This is a genomic window from Clostridium sartagoforme AAU1 (assembly GCF_000401215.1).
GTDB lineage: Bacteria > Bacillota > Clostridia > Clostridiales > Clostridiaceae > Clostridium > Clostridium sartagoforme.
The window spans coordinates 22,837-42,251 of record NZ_ASRV01000037.1; the positions used below are offsets into that span (position 1 = coordinate 22,837).

General features: G+C 28.1%; 18 protein-coding genes. 1 reads left to right on the forward strand and 17 read right to left on the reverse strand.

Annotated features, from left to right (window positions below; all coding sequences use genetic code 11):
* Window positions 1-192: 192 nt before the first annotated feature.
* From A500_RS03370 to A500_RS03430, 13 genes are all read right to left on the reverse strand, one after another.
* Window positions 193-1,146: an MraY family glycosyltransferase gene (locus tag A500_RS03370; RefSeq protein WP_016206183.1), complete on the reverse strand. Its 954-nt coding sequence runs from the start codon at window positions 1,144-1,146 to the stop codon at window positions 193-195.
* A gap of 179 nt (window positions 1,147-1,325) precedes the next feature.
* Window positions 1,326-1,967 carry a V-type ATP synthase subunit D gene (locus A500_RS03375; protein ID WP_016206184.1) on the reverse strand — a complete coding sequence of 214 codons (642 nt, stop codon included), beginning with the start codon at window positions 1,965-1,967 and terminating at the stop codon, window positions 1,326-1,328.
* A 2-nt stretch (window positions 1,968-1,969) separates the two neighbouring features.
* The gene (locus tag A500_RS03380) at window positions 1,970-3,352 is read right to left on the reverse strand and encodes a V-type ATP synthase subunit B (RefSeq protein ID WP_016206185.1); all 1,383 of its coding nucleotides are present in this window, start codon (window positions 3,350-3,352) and stop codon (window positions 1,970-1,972) included.
* Window positions 3,345-5,126: a V-type ATP synthase subunit A gene (locus tag A500_RS03385; protein WP_016206186.1), complete on the reverse strand. Its 1,782-nt coding sequence runs from the start codon at window positions 5,124-5,126 to the stop codon at window positions 3,345-3,347. The genes A500_RS03380 and A500_RS03385 overlap by 8 nt, the downstream gene beginning before the upstream one ends.
* Before the next feature lie 17 nt (window positions 5,127-5,143).
* A complete protein-coding gene (locus A500_RS03390) occupies window positions 5,144-5,455 on the reverse strand; it encodes a V-type ATP synthase subunit F (protein WP_172655011.1) in 312 nt (103 codons plus the stop codon).
* The gene (locus A500_RS03395) at window positions 5,448-6,449 is read right to left on the reverse strand and encodes a V-type ATP synthase subunit C (RefSeq protein ID WP_016206188.1); all 1,002 of its coding nucleotides are present in this window, start codon (window positions 6,447-6,449) and stop codon (window positions 5,448-5,450) included. Before A500_RS03395 ends, A500_RS03390 begins: the two co-directional genes overlap by 8 nt.
* Before the next feature lie 12 nt (window positions 6,450-6,461).
* On the reverse strand, window positions 6,462-7,052 hold the full coding sequence (locus A500_RS03400; RefSeq protein WP_016206189.1) for a V-type ATP synthase subunit E: 591 nt from the start codon (window positions 7,050-7,052) through the stop codon (window positions 6,462-6,464).
* 18 nt (window positions 7,053-7,070) lie between these two features.
* On the reverse strand, window positions 7,071-7,556 hold the full coding sequence (locus A500_RS03405) for a V-type ATP synthase subunit K (RefSeq protein WP_016206190.1): 486 nt from the start codon (window positions 7,554-7,556) through the stop codon (window positions 7,071-7,073).
* Window positions 7,557-7,569: 13 nt separating this feature from the next.
* Entirely contained in the window at window positions 7,570-9,525 is a 1,956-nt protein-coding gene (locus A500_RS03410; RefSeq protein WP_016206191.1) for a V-type ATP synthase subunit I, read from the reverse strand.
* Window positions 9,512-9,838, reverse strand: a complete 327-nt coding sequence (locus A500_RS03415; RefSeq protein WP_016206192.1) for a V-type sodium ATP synthase subunit G — start codon at window positions 9,836-9,838, stop codon at window positions 9,512-9,514. Before A500_RS03415 ends, A500_RS03410 begins: the two co-directional genes overlap by 14 nt.
* A 166-nt stretch (window positions 9,839-10,004) precedes the next feature.
* On the reverse strand, window positions 10,005-11,675 hold the full coding sequence (locus A500_RS03420; protein WP_040436477.1) for a B12-binding domain-containing radical SAM protein: 1,671 nt from the start codon (window positions 11,673-11,675) through the stop codon (window positions 10,005-10,007).
* Between the two features lie 23 nt (window positions 11,676-11,698).
* Window positions 11,699-12,193, reverse strand: a complete 495-nt coding sequence (locus A500_RS03425) for a hypothetical protein (RefSeq protein WP_016206194.1) — start codon at window positions 12,191-12,193, stop codon at window positions 11,699-11,701.
* A 411-nt stretch (window positions 12,194-12,604) separates the two neighbouring features.
* A complete protein-coding gene (locus tag A500_RS03430) occupies window positions 12,605-13,702 on the reverse strand; it encodes a PQQ-dependent sugar dehydrogenase family protein (RefSeq protein WP_016206195.1) in 1,098 nt (365 codons plus the stop codon).
* A 232-nt stretch (window positions 13,703-13,934) separates the two neighbouring features.
* On the opposite strand from A500_RS03430, the gene spoVB reads away from it, so the two are divergent.
* Window positions 13,935-15,434 carry a stage V sporulation protein B gene (spoVB, locus tag A500_RS03435; RefSeq protein WP_016206196.1) on the forward strand — a complete coding sequence of 500 codons (1,500 nt, stop codon included), beginning with the start codon at window positions 13,935-13,937 and terminating at the stop codon, window positions 15,432-15,434.
* Between the two features lie 250 nt (window positions 15,435-15,684).
* Here spoVB and A500_RS03440 read toward each other — a convergent pair whose 3' ends face one another.
* The 4 genes from A500_RS03440 to A500_RS03455 form a co-directional block, all read right to left on the reverse strand.
* Window positions 15,685-16,758 (reverse strand): DUF4179 domain-containing protein, encoded by a 1,074-nt coding sequence (locus A500_RS03440; protein ID WP_016206197.1) that lies wholly within the window; start codon window positions 16,756-16,758, stop codon window positions 15,685-15,687.
* Complete coding sequence (locus A500_RS03445) at window positions 16,755-17,315, reverse strand: sigma-70 family RNA polymerase sigma factor (RefSeq protein ID WP_016206198.1); 561 nt, start codon at window positions 17,313-17,315, stop codon at window positions 16,755-16,757. The genes A500_RS03440 and A500_RS03445 overlap by 4 nt, the downstream gene beginning before the upstream one ends.
* Before the next feature lie 306 nt (window positions 17,316-17,621).
* Window positions 17,622-18,530 (reverse strand): hypothetical protein, encoded by a 909-nt coding sequence (locus A500_RS19335; RefSeq protein ID WP_016206199.1) that lies wholly within the window; start codon window positions 18,528-18,530, stop codon window positions 17,622-17,624.
* A 17-nt stretch (window positions 18,531-18,547) separates the two neighbouring features.
* Entirely contained in the window at window positions 18,548-19,228 is a 681-nt protein-coding gene (locus A500_RS03455; protein WP_016206200.1) for a hypothetical protein, read from the reverse strand.
* Window positions 19,229-19,415: the final 187 nt, after the last annotated feature.

Below are 19,415 nucleotides of genomic sequence, written 5' to 3' on the forward strand. Positions count from 1 at the left end.
CCCCCTTTATATTAATTAGTTCAGAATGCACAATTCGATGTTCACAGTTTTTTGGTAAAGTACACAGGTATCAAGAAACAAGTTGTGATGTAAATTGAGAAGCAATCTATATAACAACTTGTATCCGTTAACTGTTACCTGTCCTATTACTGTTACCTATAACATAGAAACATCCGTGCACTGAAATAAATATTAATTCTTAATTAAAAGTAATACTATCGAAATTATACTAAAAGCTAAGCTAACCATATTTATATATGTTACAACTTGCTTTGGAGTAAATCCCTTTGCTTCTAATCTATAATGTATTTGACTTCTATCTGCTTGATACACAGGTTTTCCATCTAAAAACCTTTTTATTATAACAAATATATTATCAAAAATAGGTATTGCAAGAGCTAAAATAGGTATAAATAAACTCATTAGAGTAGCTTGTTTAAAAGCTCCATCTAAAGCTATTATACTTAAGATAAACCCTAAAAAATTAGCTCCTGAATCTCCCATAAAAACCTTTGCTGGATATTTATTGTACATTAAAAAGCCCAGTGTTACTCCTGATACTATTAATGACATACTAATTGATTCACTTTGCTTTAATATTATGGCTGCTCCTGCAAAAGTTATAGATGATATCAAAGACAATCCCCCTGCTAAGCCATCCATACCATCAGACCAATTTATAACCGTTGTTACGCCAAAGATCCATGTCATAGTTAGTATAAATTGTAGTACTCCTGATAATTGTATGTAAATTCCTGTAAATGGATTTGTAAATCCTCTAAACACTATTCCAGATTTAAAAACTATAAATGCCGCTAATAATTGAATTATTAACCTTGGGTATATAGGGAACTCTTTTCCTCTAGTCTTAAAAGTATCATCTATTAAACCTATTGCTAATATTAATAAAGCACCTGCAAATATCCATAACTTTTCATCTATTGCTGTATATCTATTAATAAAAAAATATACTATAAAGAAGCTTATAAACATAGATAAGCCACCACAAAGTGGAATTTCTCTTCCATGCTTTTTTCTTTTAGTTGGTTTATCTGTAAAACTATATTTAAAAGATACTTTAATTAAAATTGGTGTTATTAAATATACTATCAAAAAAGATAATATAAAGGATATTGCATATATCATAATTTTCTCCTTGATTTCTCACGTCTATCATTCATTAAGTTACTAAAATTCATTACTTTATTATACTATTAATAGGCATATTTATCAATTACAAAACTGTTACGTTTATTATGTAATTAAACAACATATAATGTAGCTTATATATGTAAACAAAATTAAGGAGATGTTTTCACATCTCCTTAATTTCTTGCTTCTATCATATCTTTAACTTTCATAAGTCTAGTTAAAGCTCCTCTTTCATTTTCATCCAGCTTCATTCTTATATATTTTATAGTTTCTTGTAATGAAGGAATGGTCATATATTCAAGAGCATTAACCCTTCTTCTTGTCTTTTCTATTTCATCTGCCATAAGCTGAGTTGATTTTTCTACTTCTGCAAGTTCTAATAACTTTGGTAATATTTTATATAGCTTAGCTATTGAATCATCTAATTCAGATGATGTACTTGCAAAACCGTATGGAAATATACTTCCTTCATCTCCCTCAAGCTGTCTATGGAATTTCATCTCTGGAACATTAACACTCATTATATTTTTAGTTCCTACTTCAACAGATATACTCTCTTTTGGATAAGCTACTGCTTCTTCTAAAAATTCTGAGCTCATAACAGCTCTAGCCATAACAAAATCTTTAAGAGAACCTTGTAATTCTTCTTCTACAGATTTTCTTAATTCATTATTGTATTTGACAAGATTAACGAATTGCCTCATAAGCTCATCTTGTTTATCCTTTAAAAGTTTATGTCCTCTTGTAGCTGTAGCTAATCTTTTTTTCAGCTTAGACATCTCCATTCTAGTAGGATTTACATTTAATCTTGCCATGGCTATTCTTCATCTCCCTTTGGCATATACTTTTCTAAGTATTCATCTCTTATTCTCTTAAGTTCTGTTCTTGGAAGTATTTTTAGAAGCTTCCATCCTAATTGTAAAGTTTCTTCTATACTTCTATTCGTTGTAAAGCCTTGAGATACATATTGCTCCTCAAATGCTTCTGCAAACTTAGCATATTGCTTATCTACATCTGATAAAGCTGATTCACCTAAAATTGCTGATAACTCTTTTGCCTGCTTACCTTGTGCATAAGCTGAGAATAATTGGTTCATTGTATCAGCATGATCTTCTCTAGTTTTGTTCTTACCAATACCTTTATCTTTAAGTCTTGAAAGTGATGGTAATACATCTATAGGAGGCATAATTCCTTTCTTGTATAACTCTCTTGAAAGAATTATTTGTCCTTCTGTAATATATCCAGTTAAGTCTGGAATTGGATGAGTTTTATCTTCTTCCGGCATTGTTAAAATAGGAATTTGAGTTATGGAACCCTCTTTTCCTCTAAGTCTACCTGCTCTTTCATATAAAGTTGAAAGGTCAGTATATAAATATCCTGGATATCCTCTTCTACCTGGAACTTCTTTTCTAGCAGCTGAAACTTCTCTTAATGCTTCTGCGTAATTTGTTATATCAGTCATAATAACTAATACGTGCATTCCTTTTTCATAAGCTAAGAATTCAGCTGTAGTAAGTGCCATTCTTGGAGTTGCTATTCTTTCTATAGCTGGATCTGATGCAAGATTCATAAATAATACAGAATTATCTATAGCGCCTGTTTTATTAAATTCATCTACGAAGAACTGAGATTCTTCAAAAGTAATACCAATAGCAGCAAATACAACTGCAAAGTTAGAATCTGAATTTAAAACTTTCGCTTGTCTTGCTATTTGTGCAGCCAATTGTGCATGAGGAAGTCCTGAAGCTGAGAACACAGGTAACTTTTGTCCTCTAACTAAAGTATTAAGTCCATCAATAGCTGAAATCCCAGTTTGAATAAATTCTGATGGATAATCTCTTGATACTGGATTTATAGCTTCACCATTAATATCAACTCTTTTTTCAGCTATTATTCTTGGCCCATTGTCAATTGGATTTCCCATTCCATCAAATATTCTTCCAAGCATATCTTTAGAAACTCCTAATTCTAGAGGTTTACCTAAAAATCGTGCCTTTGTTTCCTTTAAATTAATCCCTGTAGATCCTTCAAATAATTGAACCATAGCCTTGGTTCCATTTATTTCAAGAACTTTTCCTCTTCTCTTTTCTCCTGTTTGAAGTTCTACTTCAACTAATTCATCATATTTAACACCTTCAACACCTTCAACAACCATTAAAGGTCCCACAACTTCTGTAACTGTTTTATATTCCTTAAGCATTTAGAACCCCTCCTTCTTCGTTGATTAAAGTATCTATTGTAGTTTTTAAATCTTCTTCTATTTTATCTATCTTATTTATTTCATTCTCAGATATATACTTACTTCTTGCTATTCTATCTCTAATTTCATCAAGATTTAATATCTTATTTAAATATACTCCAGCTTTTAAAGCTCTTTCAGCTTCTTTTCTAAATAATAAGATTAATTTAAGCATTTTATATTGCTTATCTAATGAAGTATATGTATCTGTCTCATGAAATGCATTTTGTTGTAAATAGTCTTCTCTTATTGATTTTGAAATTTCCAATTTCAATCTATCATTTTCTGACAAGGCATCTATACCAACTAAACTAACTATTTCTTGAAGAGCTGATTCTTCTTGAAGTAAAGTCATAGCTTCTATTCTTAAAGATGACCAATCTTGTGATACTTCATTGTTCATCCATTTATCAACTGAATCTTCATATAATGAATAAGAGTTTAACCAATTTATTGATGGGAAATGTCTCTTATATGCAAGGTTTGCATCTAATCCCCAGAAAACTTTAACTATTCTTAATGTAGCTTGAGAAACCGGTTCTGAAATATCTCCCCCAGGAGGTGATACTGCACCAATTGCTGTAACTGCACCTTCTCTTCCATCACTACCTAAACATACAACTTTACCTGCTCTTTCATAGTAATCAGCAAGTCTTGATCCAAGGTATGCCGGATATCCTTCATCTCCTGGCATTTCTTCTAGTCTTCCAGACATTTCTCTTAAGGCTTCTGCCCATCTTGAGGTTGAATCTGCCATTATTGATACTGAATATCCCATATCTCTAAAGTATTCAGCTATAGTTATTCCTGTATAAATGGAGGCCTCTCTAGCTGCAACTGGCATATTTGAAGTATTCGCTATAAGAACTGTTCTCTTCATTAAGCTTTCACCAGTCTTTGGATCTTTAAGTTCTGGGAATTCATTAAGAACGTCTGTCATTTCATTCCCACGTTCTCCACAACCAACATAAACAACTATTTCAGTATCTCCCCATTTTGCTATTTGGTGTTGTACAACTGTTTTACCTGCTCCAAATGGTCCTGGTACTGAAGCAGCCCCACCTTTTGCTACTGGGAAAAATGTATCTATAACTCTTTGGCCTGTAATCATTGGTGATTCTGGTTTTAACTTTTTGCTATATGGTCTTCCTTTTCTTGAAGGCCATTTTTGCATTAAAGTTAATTCTTTATCTCCATTTTCAGTTTCTACTATAGCTACTGTATCAACTATAGTAAAATCTCCAGCTTTAATTTCTTTAATAGTTCCCTTAATGCCATAAGGTACCATTATCTTATGAAGTATAACTGACGTTTCTTGTACAGTACCTATTATATCTCCAGCTTCTACATGTTCACCATTTTTAATTGTAGGATTAAATGTCCAAACTTTTTCTCTATCTAATGATTTAACTGATACTCCTCTTTTTAAAAATGGTGAGTTTGATGCGCTTTCTAAAGCATTTAAAGGTCTTTGTATTCCATCAAACATAGCTTCTATAAGACCTGGTCCTAATTCTATGCTAAGAGGCTCTCCTGTTGTAATAACTGGGTCGCCAGGGCCTATTCCTGTAGTTTCTTCATAAACTTGGATTGATGCCTTATCATTTCTCATTTCAATGATTTCTCCAATAAGACCCTTTTCTCCAACTTTAACCATATCATAAATGTTTGCTTCTTCCATTCCTTCAGCAACAACCAAAGGACCAGCAACCTTAATAATTCTTCCGGTCTTCAACTTACTAACCTACCTTCCTATAAAATATTAACGCCAACAGCTTTTTCCACACTATTACTAATTCTCTTTAGTCCAATATTTAATGAACCTTGATTACTTGGAATTAATATTACAGCTGGAAGTATTTCTTCATTGTAACGTGCTATAGTTTCTTCAATATGTTGTGCTATCTGCTCAGTTACAAAAATTACTGCATAGTTACTTCTTGCACAGTTATCAACTGCTCTTCTTGCTTCATCAGCTTCAACTACTGGAAATACATCTATTCCTAAAGCTTTGAAAGCTAAAACTGAATCCTTATCGCCAACAACACCTATTTTCTTATTCATATATATCACGCAACCTTTCTCTTATTACTTCCTCAGCAATATTATTAAGCTTGCCAACCATTATAATTCTTATTACTTTTATTTCTGTTTCTTTTGCATAAATATAAGATAATATCTTTTCTGGTCCAAAAGTAACTAACTTAGAATCTTTCATCAATCTCATAATATAATTATCACTCAATTTTTCTAAAAGACTTGCAGATTCTGTAGATATATAGCCCTCAAAACCTTGCTTTATTAAATCTGAATATATAGTGCTTTGTAATTTAGTCATTATATTTTCTGGTGATTCATTTAATAAAGATATAAGTTTGCTACTATCTATTGCTCCACCATTAACTATAACTTCTCCAGCAAAGTCTCTTCCTTTATTTTGCTTCTTTATTCTAAGTAATGTTCTTATATTAGTAGAATCTATCATAGCTTTAACTAAATTATCTATGAACTTATAATTTAATGAATTTTTTATATCTACTAATTCTTTATACATATATTTATCTATTATTATATCTATCTTTTGAGGATCCTTAGTTTCTTCAAAAGATTTCATTGCTTCTTGAACTCCTTTTCCAATGTTTCCATTTAAACTCTTGAAATTTTCTCCATCTATTTTACGTTTAACTTCTTGTAAATCTAGATTTCCTAATTGTATAAGCATTGAAGATAAATCTTTACTTAATACTTTTCCTTTTAGAAGCACCTTTATATTATGATAGTCATATTTTAAACTCATTAACTTTACAACATCTTTTATAGGGCTTATTTCATAAACTAAATTATATATTCTTTTAAGTTCTGCACTTAATATTTCTTCATAATCTTCTGCTCTTTTTATATTAGTTGAAACATTTGAATACTCTGTTTCATTTAATATTCTTAGTACTTCATTTGCTGATGGAGCTTCTATCATTCTTTCAATTTTAGGCTTATCAAGAAGTTTAGTTTCTAAAACCCATATTCTTGATACAGCTTGGGTAAATTTCATTACATCCATATCTTACCCTCCTTAATTAAACAACACTCTTGCTACTTCAAACTCCAATTCATCTTTTAATGAACTTACTAAAGCTTCATATGTGTTATTGATTTCTATACCATTACTTTCAAGAATAAATCCACCCTTAAAGTTCCCAGTATTAGGACTTAGTTTAATATTTCCTTTATCTCCTAATGATTGATTTAAATCATAGATAAAAGTAAGATCTACTAATTCCATTCCTTCTTTATTTAAAATTAATGTCTGTTCTCCTATTTCACCTAGAGAAAGTATTGAGTTTTTTATAAATCTTAAAAAATCATCTCCAGATATAGTTGCTAACATATCTATACTATTTTCAAATACTTCTTTTATAACTTCCTGCTTTGCAGATAATTTATTATTTCTAACCTTAAGAGAAGCAGAAGATAAAATTCTTTCTTTTTTAGTTTTAGCTTCAAGCTCAGCCTTTTGTATAATCTCTTTTTCAAGTTCTTTGGCTTTAGCTATTTTCTTAGAAAGAATCTTATTTTTATCTTCTTCTGCAGAAGCTAAAATACTTTCCTTTCTCTCTTCAGCATCCCTAAGGATTTTAGAAGTTAGATTATTTACGTTTGCCATAGCCTATTCTCTCCAATCCTAGAATCCCTTATTTACTAGCATGAATGAAATAACGAATCCTAATAATGCGTATGTTTCAACCATTGCTGCTAATATTATACCTTTTGTATTATGTTCTGGGTTTTTAGCTAATATTTGAATACCAGATGCTGCAACTTTACCTTGAGCTATTCCTGACCAAAGACCTGCAAATGCTATTGGTAAACAAGCTCCTAATAAATATAAACCTTGATCTAATGGCATTCCTGAAGCCATTTTTGTAAATACTAAGAATCCTATAACAAATCCATATAATCCTTGTGTACCTGGTAATAATTGAAGAACTAACGCCTTACCAAATTTTTCTGGTTCTTCTGTAACTAATCCACTTGCTGCTTCACCAACTATACCAACTCCTTTAGCTGAACCTATACCTGATAAACCAACTGCTAAGGCTACTCCCATAGCTGCAAATATTAATCCACCGTTATTTTCCATAAAAAATTGAATCCATGACATTTCCATTTTATAATTCCTCCTAATTTCTTTTGATCTTTATATACTTTTCTGAAACTTTAAATGCTCTAAAAGGTCTTCCTCCACCTTCGTAGAATTTACCAAAATACTCAACGTATTGAAGTCTTGCTGTATGAACATAAGCTCCAAGTAATGATAAACCTAAATTAAATATATGAAATAAAACAAATAAAATAGGACCTACTACTATTGCTGCTACACCTGGTAAAGTGTTAATTAATAGATTTAAAGCTCCTGCGATTGAACCGCCAGCTAATCCTAAAGCCATAAGCCTTGTGTAAGAAACTAAGTCTCCTACATATCCAGTTATACCATATAATGAATATAACCCTTGACCTGCTTTAGCTCCAAAGGATTTTTCTTCTCTTCCTCCACCAATAACTACTAGTATCATACCAATAACCATTGTAATTATAAAAATATTTCCAACTATACTTGGGAATTTTAATGCCTTAGCAGCTACTAATCCACCTATAGATAATAATGTTATTATCCATGAGCCAGCATCTAATAATGCATCTTTTGCTTTACCAATCCTAACCAGACTATAAACCTTTATGAATAATCCAAAGAATATTTGAATAACTCCTAATCCCAAAGATAGAACTACTATAGTCATAACATCTTTATTTGTATCAATTATTTGGGTTGGTAACTTTATAGCATCTCCAAAGAAAGATCCATAAATTGCTCCAAAGAATATTGTTGGTATACTTAAATATAAAAAGAATTTTGCAAAATCCTTTTTACCTTCATCTAGCTTTAAAAGCTTAAGTGCTAATGCTGCTCCTATTAAAACTAACAATCCATATCCTACGTCGGCTACCATCATTCCAAAAAATATTAAATAAAATGGTGCAAGTAGGGGTGTTGGATCTATTTGATTATATTTAGGATAACTATACATTCCAGTTACACTTTCAAATGCTGAAACAAGTTCACCATTTTTAAGCTTAATTGGAACTTCATCTATTTCATCTTCTTTAACATCTTCAAATTCTATATAATAGTCATCTTTAAGAATATTATTGCATATAGACTTTAATGTCTCACTATCTTCTTGTGCTACCCATCCCTGAATTGCACATATATTTTTTGTCTTTAAAAAATTGGTTGAAACTTTAACACGTTCAACTTTACTTACAAAATAATCATAAGCTAATTCTAAGTTTTTTAGATCTTCTTCAAAGTTTGCAATTTCCTCTTGAATGAAAAATTTCTTTGATTGAAGTTCTTCTATTTGATGCTTAAATTCTAAAATAAGCTTCATTGGGACATCTTTGTGCTCAGTTTTAAATGCACTAAATCCAACACCCCTTAAAACCTCTGATACATTTTCGCTTTCCTCTTTATTAGATAAAATTAGAAGGTTTATATCATTATTACTTCTTGATATTATTTCAACATATGTATTTGATAATTCTCCTAATAAATCATCTTCATAAGATTTTGCTATAGTTCCTAAGAAATATGATGTCTTTTTCAAATTTTTTATTTTATCAAAAGCTACATCCAAATCCTGCCAAGGAATTAAAGTATCTATCTCAGCTTGTAACTTTGTTATCTTTGAATCTAAATTAGACAGTTCAGCCTCTTTTTCTTTTGCTTTATTATAGCTTGCTTCCCAATTATAGGCTTTAACTTTCTCTTCTAATTCATCTAAAGTTAATATTAGCTTTTCTTCTTTTAATGCCTTTAATGCTGACTTTTTAGGAACATATTTTTTTAGAAATTCTAAAGCAAATTTAGCTTTTGATAAATTTTCTTCATACTTTGAATACTCTAAATCTATATCATCTTTAGCTAAGCTTTTTAATTCTTCATATTTTTCAAGGAAATCATCATCTTGTAAATTAATAAACTCTACATTAGATAATCCTTGTATTTCCCTTAAAAGCTTTTGCTTTTTAGATTCAAAGGTAAGCAAAGTGAACTTGTTCATCTTAACTATTGCCATGAATCTTCACTATCCTCTCAACGATTAAATTAATAGCATTATTCTTTTTTTCGTCAGAAATATTTTTTATATTTTCTATTTCTTTTGCGCCTTTTTCTAATATAGGCGTTGCTTCTGAATTTCCTTCTTCTTCTGCCTTGGTAATAATCTGTGCTTTCTTAAAATTTGCTTCATTTAGAATTTTATTGTACTCTTCTTCAGCTTGAATGCTAGCATTCTTTACTATTTCCTTAGAAGTTATCGTAGCTTCTTGAATCAGCTCTTCAGCTTTTTCTTCAGCTTTCTTAATTTCATTTATTGCTTCTAATGCCAAAATCTCACCACCTTATCATTCTGATAATATAGTAATTAATACTTAATATAGTATTAATTACTCTTTTTACTTTCTATTATACATGTTTTCAGGTTTTTTTCAACACTTTATTTTTTATTTAACTAACCTTTCATATTTTGTTAATAATTTAACCCTATTATTAATACTATATAATATTTTCGGTTATTCGTATTATATCACCTTCATGCCCAAATAAATAATAATCTTTTTCTTTAACTATAATTGAATTTTCTATGAACTTATAAATATTTATATCAAATACTTCTATATAATAATTTTTAAAAGAATATACTCCTTTGAATGTTTCCTTAATTTTTGTCTCTTCTTCTTTATCTAAATTAGATTTTATAAATTCAGGCATTCCTCTCCTTTTATTGAAGGTTAAGTAATCAAATTTCAAAAGATTTTTTAATATAAAATCTTCTTCTTTTAATATATCTTTATTAAAATCTAAAAATAATTTATAGTATTCACTATTGCCTATATTCTTATTAAAATAACCCTTGTAATCAAAATAATTTCCCAAGGTATAATAAAAATCAAAAGGAGTATCAAACTTATTTACTAAATATTTTATTATGTTATTAAATTTTTGCGAGTTATAATATTTATCGACCATTTCTTCTATTTTCTTAAGCTTTATTATTTCATTATAACTAATGTCCTTTGTTTTTAATATTTCATATGGTGGATATGGTGAATATTTCATTCCATATTCTTCTGCTTCTTCTCTCATAGATGATCCTCTTAAGAGTTTTAAAAACCCTAATTGTATTTCCTCTGGTCTTATACTATAAACATCATTAAAGGATTTTTTGAAAGAATTATAATCTTCGCCTGGTAATCCTGCTATTAAATCTAGATGTTGTTTTATATTTCTGATTTCAAGAAGTTCCTCAACTTTTTCTTTTATATCACTAAAATTTACAAACCTATTTATTCTACTTAAAACATCATCATTTGTTGTTTGAACTCCAACTTCAAATTGAAATCTGTCCTTTGGAGCATTTTTTAGAAGTTCAAGCTCTGATTTCTTTAAAATATCTGCTGATATTTCAAAGTGGAATTGAGTTTTTGTATCTTGATTAATTAAGAACTCCCAAATTTCCATAGTAAATTTATGATTACAATTGAAGGTTCTATCTACGAATTTCACTAATCTTACTTCTTTATTTATAAAGTATTTCAACTCTTTTTTCACTCTATCTATATCTATAAATCTTACTCCATGAGTGGTTGATGATAAACAATATTTACAATTAAAAGGACATCCTCTTGAAGCTTCATAATATACAATCTTATTGTCTAAATTTTCATTTTCTTCATAAGGAAATATTAATTCATTCATATTCATCAATGGTCTCTTCCCATTAAGAACTACTTCATCATTAACTTTGTAATAAAGACCTCTTATTGAGTTTATATCTCTTTCTCCTATTTTATACTCTACAAACTCTCTATATGTTTTTTCTCCTTCTCCTTCAATTATATATTCTCCATTTAATTCTTTTAATATGTTTTGACTATCATAAGATACTTCTGGCCCTCCATATAATATTTCTATATTTTCATCTACAAGTTTTATAAGATTAGAGAGTCTCTTTATCATTTCTATATTCCAAATATAAGTTGAGAAGGCAACTACATTAGGTTTTTCTTTTATAATCTCTTCAAGCACCTTCTCATCTCTATCATTAATTGAAAATTCTCTAATCTTACATTCATAGTCCATGTCTTTAGTAAATGCTTTTAAATATCTAACAGCCAAATTACTGTGAACAAATTTAGAGTTTACAGCTGTAAGTAAAATCTTCATAAGTATTTTCTTCCTTTCAATATTTAAAGTTTTATACCTTTTATAAAGTGTATATCTTCCCATAACTTAGTTTCTTCTATTTTATAATATTTTTCAAGTAATTTCTCATTTTCTTCTATATTAGATTTTATTATAGGATTTAAATTTCTGAACTCAAATTCTTTTATTTTCCCTGAAGGTAGTACTGCCATTATTTTATTATTTATAATATCCTTAACTTCTTTATTTATGTCCCATATATATATTTTCCCGCCTACTTTAACATATTTACTTACTTCTTCTATTAACTTTAGTCTTCCATAATTGTTCCATAATTTACTTAGATGAAAAAACATTGTGCATGTATCATATTCTTCTTCCTTAATCTCATTTGAATTTTCTCCTCCTACATAGTCTACTGATATTTCATCCTCAATACCTTTAGATATGTTATATATTACCCCAAAACTTTCTCCAACATCTAATATGTCTCCTTCTAACTTTACGTCTGATAAATTAAGTACTATTGTTTTTCCCATACCACTTTACCTCCTAATTATATAAGTTATATATTCCAATTAACAATTTACAATTAACAATTTAAAATAATATATATAAATTGTTTTAGTAAGTGTAATAATTTAATTAGACCTTCTATGTTATATTTATATTTTCTATTTACATATTTTATTAATAATTTTTCTAAAAAGTTAAAAAGACTATTACACAATTTTTTTCATTGCGTAATAACCTTTTTAGTCTACATTTTTTTATTAAGTTTTGTATCTCTATTTTTTATTAGTATAGATACAATTATTACTAATATGAATACTATTGAAAAAACCCAAAATATTTTTGGCAATTTAAATATTGTATTTGTATCATTCAATTTAAGGTTATATAAGCACCCAGCTTTGCTATCTAAAATAAAAATCCATCTTTATAAAATATTATTTTTCCACTTTGCTTCTTTCATCTAAGGATATTAATTCTCTTGCAACTCCTTCTTTACTTAGTGCATATATAAATCCTTTTTTATTATTCCCAAATATAACCGTGTTTTTATCAAAACACTTTCCATCTTTATCTATAGCTAAACCTTGTAACGATGATACATCGCTATCTTGATATATAGGTGCTGCCGGATTTTTATCAACATGATTTTTTATCAAAAATTCTTGTTTTATAGAATCTGTGAATCTTGGGGATGTTATTGGATCTCCTCCACTATAATCAGGCCAACCATACCAATTGTCTTTTTGTAAATTATATATATAATCTTTATCATCTTTTATATTTCTAGGAGGTATGTCTTCCATGCCTCCAATTATAGCTTTAATCTCACCTTCACTATCAATATCCCATCCATTTATATTTCTGATTCCATGTGCAAATAAGTTTATTTCTTGATTTTTTATATTGTATGAGAGTACAGCTGCATTACCTATTTTCTGTGATTCTACACCTTCCCCAACTTCAGTGCTTACAGAATATTGGGAAAAGGCTCCTGTCTTTCCTTCTCCATAATTGTTTCCAGTTAATATCCATGGACTTGTAGCTATGTCAAAAGCCTCACTTTTGGAGTTTACTACTCCAGCGTTTGTATTGCTTCCTATTGAAAAATAAAGTTTATCTTCATTTAGTAATAAATTTATTTTTTTATTAATTCCATTATTAGGTATGCTTGTTACAATTTCTTTATAAGTTTTTGTATCAATGCTATATTCTAATATTCTGTTATCTGTAGCTATGTATAATACATTGTTATGATATAGTATATCTAGTATATTAAATTTGCTCTCCTTTATAATTAATTCATCATTTCCTTCTTTATTTACTACCCTAATTGTATCTTCAAAAGCTAAATATAAATTTCCATCTTCATCAAAGTCAAAACTTTTGGCTCCCTCACATCCTTTAAGGCTTATTGACCAATTTACATTATTATTTAAAATATCTAAATTATATTTATTTTTAACCTTAAAAATTCCAAAAGCTAAAGTTACTACTATAATCGAAACAAGTAAAAATTTAATAAACCTCTTCATGTGCTCCCCCTAATTTTCTATTTATGTTTAATTTATATTTCCAAATAGATAAATTATTACTTTTATAATGATTTATTTTCCTTCACTTATTTATTTTCTTAATATTTAGTTGTGGCATATTTTAATTTCTTTAGGAATAGATATAAGTGTATTAAGGCACAATCAAATAAATAATAGACCAGTATGCTAGCCTATTATTTATTTTCATGTGGCTAATTGGGGGTGATAGAATTTGGAAAAAGATAGTTTTGTAAGAAACTCATTTCTTCTTACAATATCCAATATAACAACTGGGGTTTTAGGTTTTATATTTTCAATTTACTTATCAAAACTTATAGGACCTGTGGGAATAGGGCTTTATGGTTTAGTAATGCCTATATACAACCTTTTTATTTGCCTTATGACCGCTGGAATAATAGCTGCTATATCTCAAGTATCCGCTATCTATAAAGCTAAAAATCAATATAACAATATAAATAAAACTATAAAAACGGTTGCAAGTTTTAATGTAATATGGGCAGCTGCCATAGGAGTAATGGTATTTTTCTTAGCTCCTTACATAAGTAAATATGGTATACATGATATGAGAACTGTTAATGCTATTAGAGTAACTTGTCCTGCAATGGTTTTTATAGCTATATCTAATATATTAAAAGGTTATTTTTATGGAGTTTCTAAAATAGTAGTTCCTTCATTTATAGATATTCTAGAAAAGGCAATGCGTATAGTTACTATCGCCTTACTAATTTATATGTTTAAAGCTACTTCAATTACTTCTTTAGTTACATTAGCTTATATATCCTTAGCAATAGGTGAGCTGCAAAGTTTAATTCTTTTATTTTGTTATTATAAAAATATATCAAGAAAAGCTCCTTTATCAACTGCAAAACCAGAGAGGGCATCGCAATTATTATTTAATGTATTTATAATTGCTTTTCCTTTATGCATTAACGGTTTTCTTGGAAATTTATTTGGAACAGCATCAACTTTATTAGTTCCTAGAAGATTAGTTGCTATTGGATTTGATCCTGTAGTAGCTTTAGGAATGATAGGAAAGTTTACTGGAATGGCTTTAACAATAGTAACTTTTCCTATGATAGTTATTATGTCTATAAATTCTCTTATTGTCCCTGATTTATCAGAGACATTAAGTAGAGGTGATTATTATAATGCTACAGTTAGAATAAAAAAAATAATGAAAATTGCCTTTTTGCTTGGACTTGCTACAACAATAATTTGTAATATAATTCCTGATTCCTTAGGACAAATGTTTTATAGTAGAGGTGACTTAGGTGAGTATATAAGAATTGCTTCATTAAGTGCTCCTATTTTCTTTACTTCCAGCACCATGTTTGGAATTCTAAATGGATTAAATAAACAAGGAGTAATACTTAGAAATTCATTAATAGTTTCAATTCTAGAGCTTGTATGTTTATTTATATTTATAGGTATTCCAGGTGTTAATATAATGGGTTATGGTATAACTATATTCATAACATCTAGTGTAAGTTTATTTATAAATCTTAGAGAAGTTCAAAAACATATATATTTAGATTTATCTAAAAGTAATATAAGTATATTTTTACTGTTATCAGTACTAATATTTATGGTTCTTAGATTATTTACAAATAATTTTTTAAATGATTTATTTATTATTAAAAATCTAGTTATAATTTCATTAACTTTTCTTATATTTACTGGACTTAGTTTCTTTGGAATTGATGAAGAGTAGTTATATTTTGCGAAGCAAAATAGTGAAAAGGGAAAGAGTGAAAAAGTGAATAGTTATGGAAAAAATCCTTACAGGATTTTGGAATAAAGAGTGCTTCGCACCTATATATTTCAAGTTTTGCGTAGCAAAACATCCTCAACTTTTCACTCTTTCCCTCTTAACTTTTCATTTATAAATTGCTTCGCAATTTAAATCAAATAGTTACATATAAAATAAGGGAATCACTAAACGCGATTCCCTTATTTTATTACTAATTAATTTGAATTGAAAATTCTTCACCTATTTGTAGTAAATTATTATCATTTATTTCTTCTATATCATTATTACTTTTATTACTTTCTACAGGAAATTGTATTAAATAAGGTGTAAGAGTAATAGATGTAGCTGTTTCACTAATTTTTGATTCTTTATTATCTAGTTTTAATACTCCTCCACCACTAGTCCCATTATTAAGTCTAAAAATCATTTCATTTCCTTCATTATCCTTCCCTTTTAACTCTATATAATACGGTACTTCCTCATTATTCTTACGATCTATAGAATAGTAAATCTTCTTACTAATTGCATTTGAAGTATATTTATTTAACTTTAGCTCCGCACCATTTTCTAATATAAATCTGTTATTAAGTTCAATTTTCTTAGTATTTTTTGATAATTCTTCACTACTTGTAGTAAACTCAAAAGTAATAGGTTCAGTACGTTTAAATTCTTGATCTATAAACATATCTCTATAAATAATTTTTATATCCAAATCTCCATTAAATTCCTCTTCTTTAAAAGAACATTCTATTGCTGCAGAATATCCAGATTCATCTACAACTTCTCCTAAGCCACCTACTCTAGTTACTCCCAATGGATCCCCATTTACAATTATCTCTGGTAAAAGAGAAATTGACTTACCCTCTAATTTTGTATCTTTGGGTTTAAATGTTGAAGAGATTATTAATTCATCGTTATCTAAGATAACTTCATTTAATTGAATTTCTAATTCATAATTACTTAAAGTTTTATTTACAACCGTTTTATAAGGCGATAAATCCTTTTTTATTCCTAAGAATGTTGCTATATCATAACTTGCCTTCTTTATATTATCAACTACCGTAGCTCCAACATCAGTTCTTATAAGTCCAATAGAGATAATCCCTACCAATGTTGCTGCTATAATAATTTTTTTCCTCATACTACTTTTTTCACTATTTTTATTAATAGATTTTTTAATATTACATTTTATTTTCTTTTTCTCTATATCATTAAATCCTTCTTCTTTAAGTTCATCAAAATTAATATTATAATCATTTAAAATATCATAGATATTTTTACTCATAATTTACACCTACTTTCATTTAATCTAAATAAGTTTCTAATTTTGTTCTTTCCTCTAGATATCCGATTATAAATTACTTCTCTCTTTAACCCTGTTTCAATACTTATATCATCAATATTTTTTTCCTCAACATAAAGTTTCATAAATAAACTCTTATCATCAGCTTTAAGGTTATTTAACATATTCTCAACTTCTTCATTCAATTCATTTTTTATGATTTCTTTATTAGCTGTATCTTCAACACTTATATCTAAGTCATCAATATTTTGATATAATAATTCTTGTAAGTATTTTCTCTTATAATCTAAACATTTAAATTTTGTTACTCCTGCAAGCCAGTTCTTAAACTGTCCTCTACCCTCATCAAAACTTTCTACGTTATACCAAACAGCTAATAATACATCATTTATACACTCATCTTGAAAACTTTCTAGATTATATAAATGCTTCTTTACAATAGACTTAATTATCCAGCCATAATTATCCAAAATATAATCTAAAGATTTTTCATTCTTCATTTTCAGCTGACTAATGAAGTTATCCTCTGTAATCCTCATTATTTACCTCCCTTTTCCATACAGGCCTGTCTTTTTAAATTTCTCTTACACTTAATATTTCGTATATAAAACATACATATCTATCAACAAATAGTTTTTTTATTATATTTTAAGTATATTTATTAAAAACTTTATATCTAGCTACAAGAATAACTAATCATTGAATTAATCAAAAAACTTTATTACTACCTGACTCCTCTAAATTTTCTATTATTGATAAAAAAATCCTTTATAGCTTTTTTTCACTATAAAGGACTTTTTAATTTATATATACTAATTAAGATACTTATATAATTTGTATTTTCTTTAACTAATCCAAGTCATACTGCACTTTTTTATTTTCCAAATACCATTAACTTTTTCTGCCTTAGTAGTAAAGCCAATAGCGCCCAGGCCTGAAGCCCACTTTGTTCCCTCAAAAGAAATTTCATTTTCTGTATTTTTTATATATTCATTAACTTTAAAGTTTATACCGTCTATAAAAGTTAAGTTTTTAATATATCCTTCACCTTCTAATTCTTGAAAATTTTTGTCCATTATAGCTGCATTGTATTTCTTAGCTAGATAATCAAATAATTGTACTTTATCTTCTTCACTGAAATTTTCAAATGTACTTGTATCTACATTTATATATTTAACGTTACTATTTAATCCTTTATCAGTTTCCCATACTATATCAAAAATTTCTGCATATACTCTTGATTTTTCTGATTTCAATATTTCATCCTGAAGATCTTCTGCTTTTGAAGCCTTAACAAAGTATACTCCTGCTCTATTTATAATAGTTAACTCATCTTTACCTATAATATTATTAGTATCTTTTTCTTCTATTTGCAATATTACTTTTATTTCGCTATAAGCATCATCTACATAACTTACTTCTGCATATTGTGCAAATTTAACAGCTTCTCCTGAATTAATAATATTATAACTAAGCCCTTCAGTACTTACAAAACCATATATATCTTTGTCTCCTGAATCATCCTGAAGAATCCAGTGATACTGTACTTCTTTATCTAAATCACCATCTATTATAGGAGTAAAAGTTACTTCTTCATTGTAAAATAATATAGTATCACTTTCTATACTTACCTTAATATTTTCGTCTTGTGTCATTGGGTTATTATTATTTATATATTGGTCTTTCCCCTCTGAATTACACCCAGACATTAAAGTCAGCATTAACAACGATATAATTAAAAATATTTTTCTCATAACACACCTCATACCTTCTAATTTTCTAAAGAATCTAATGATTTTACATATTCTTTAATAAGCTTATTACCGTTTTCATAATCATATTTATATTCAAACACTTCTCTTGTATTTGGATCAACATATAGTTGCTTTAGAGGATAGTATTCATAGCTTATGCCTTCATCTAGATTTTTTTTATAATATTCATCATTAATAATAGAGTTAGCATAAATAAGTACGTATTCTCCTACTCTATAGACCGGAAGCCCATCCCAAGTTTCTATGAATTTTTTAGTTTTATCTTCAATATTATTGTATCCTCTTTTATCAATTAATTGTGGATCAGCTTGTGCTATAAAATCATAATAGCTTAACTCTCCGCCCTGAACCCCAATAGTAATAGTATTTTCTTTAGAAATATTATTTTTATAGTCATTTATAACTTTAATAATTATATCACTAAAAATCATATGGCCAAATTTAACATAACCTTTTACATCAATAACTTTTCCATAAACTATGGCTTCTGCTTCAGTTTCATAATTTATAAATCTTGAATCATCTGCATAACTATTTTCTAAAGATGAACCTAATACCATTTTATCTTTTAAAGTTTTTTCTAGATCTAAATCTTCTAAAACTTCAATTTTATTTGCAATTTCAAATTTAGAAGTAGTACTATCACTTATATTTTCATTACTTATATTATTATTCATAAAAATACTTTTACAAGCCATCCCTATAGTAAAAACAAAGCTTATACTTGCTACTATAATTAATAATTTTTTATTTATCTTCTTTTTTTATAATATAGTTTACTTTCTATCTTATCCCACAAATCAGGCATATTATTTTTAGAATAATCCTTTAATAAATTTTTTATATCCTTATCCATAAATATTC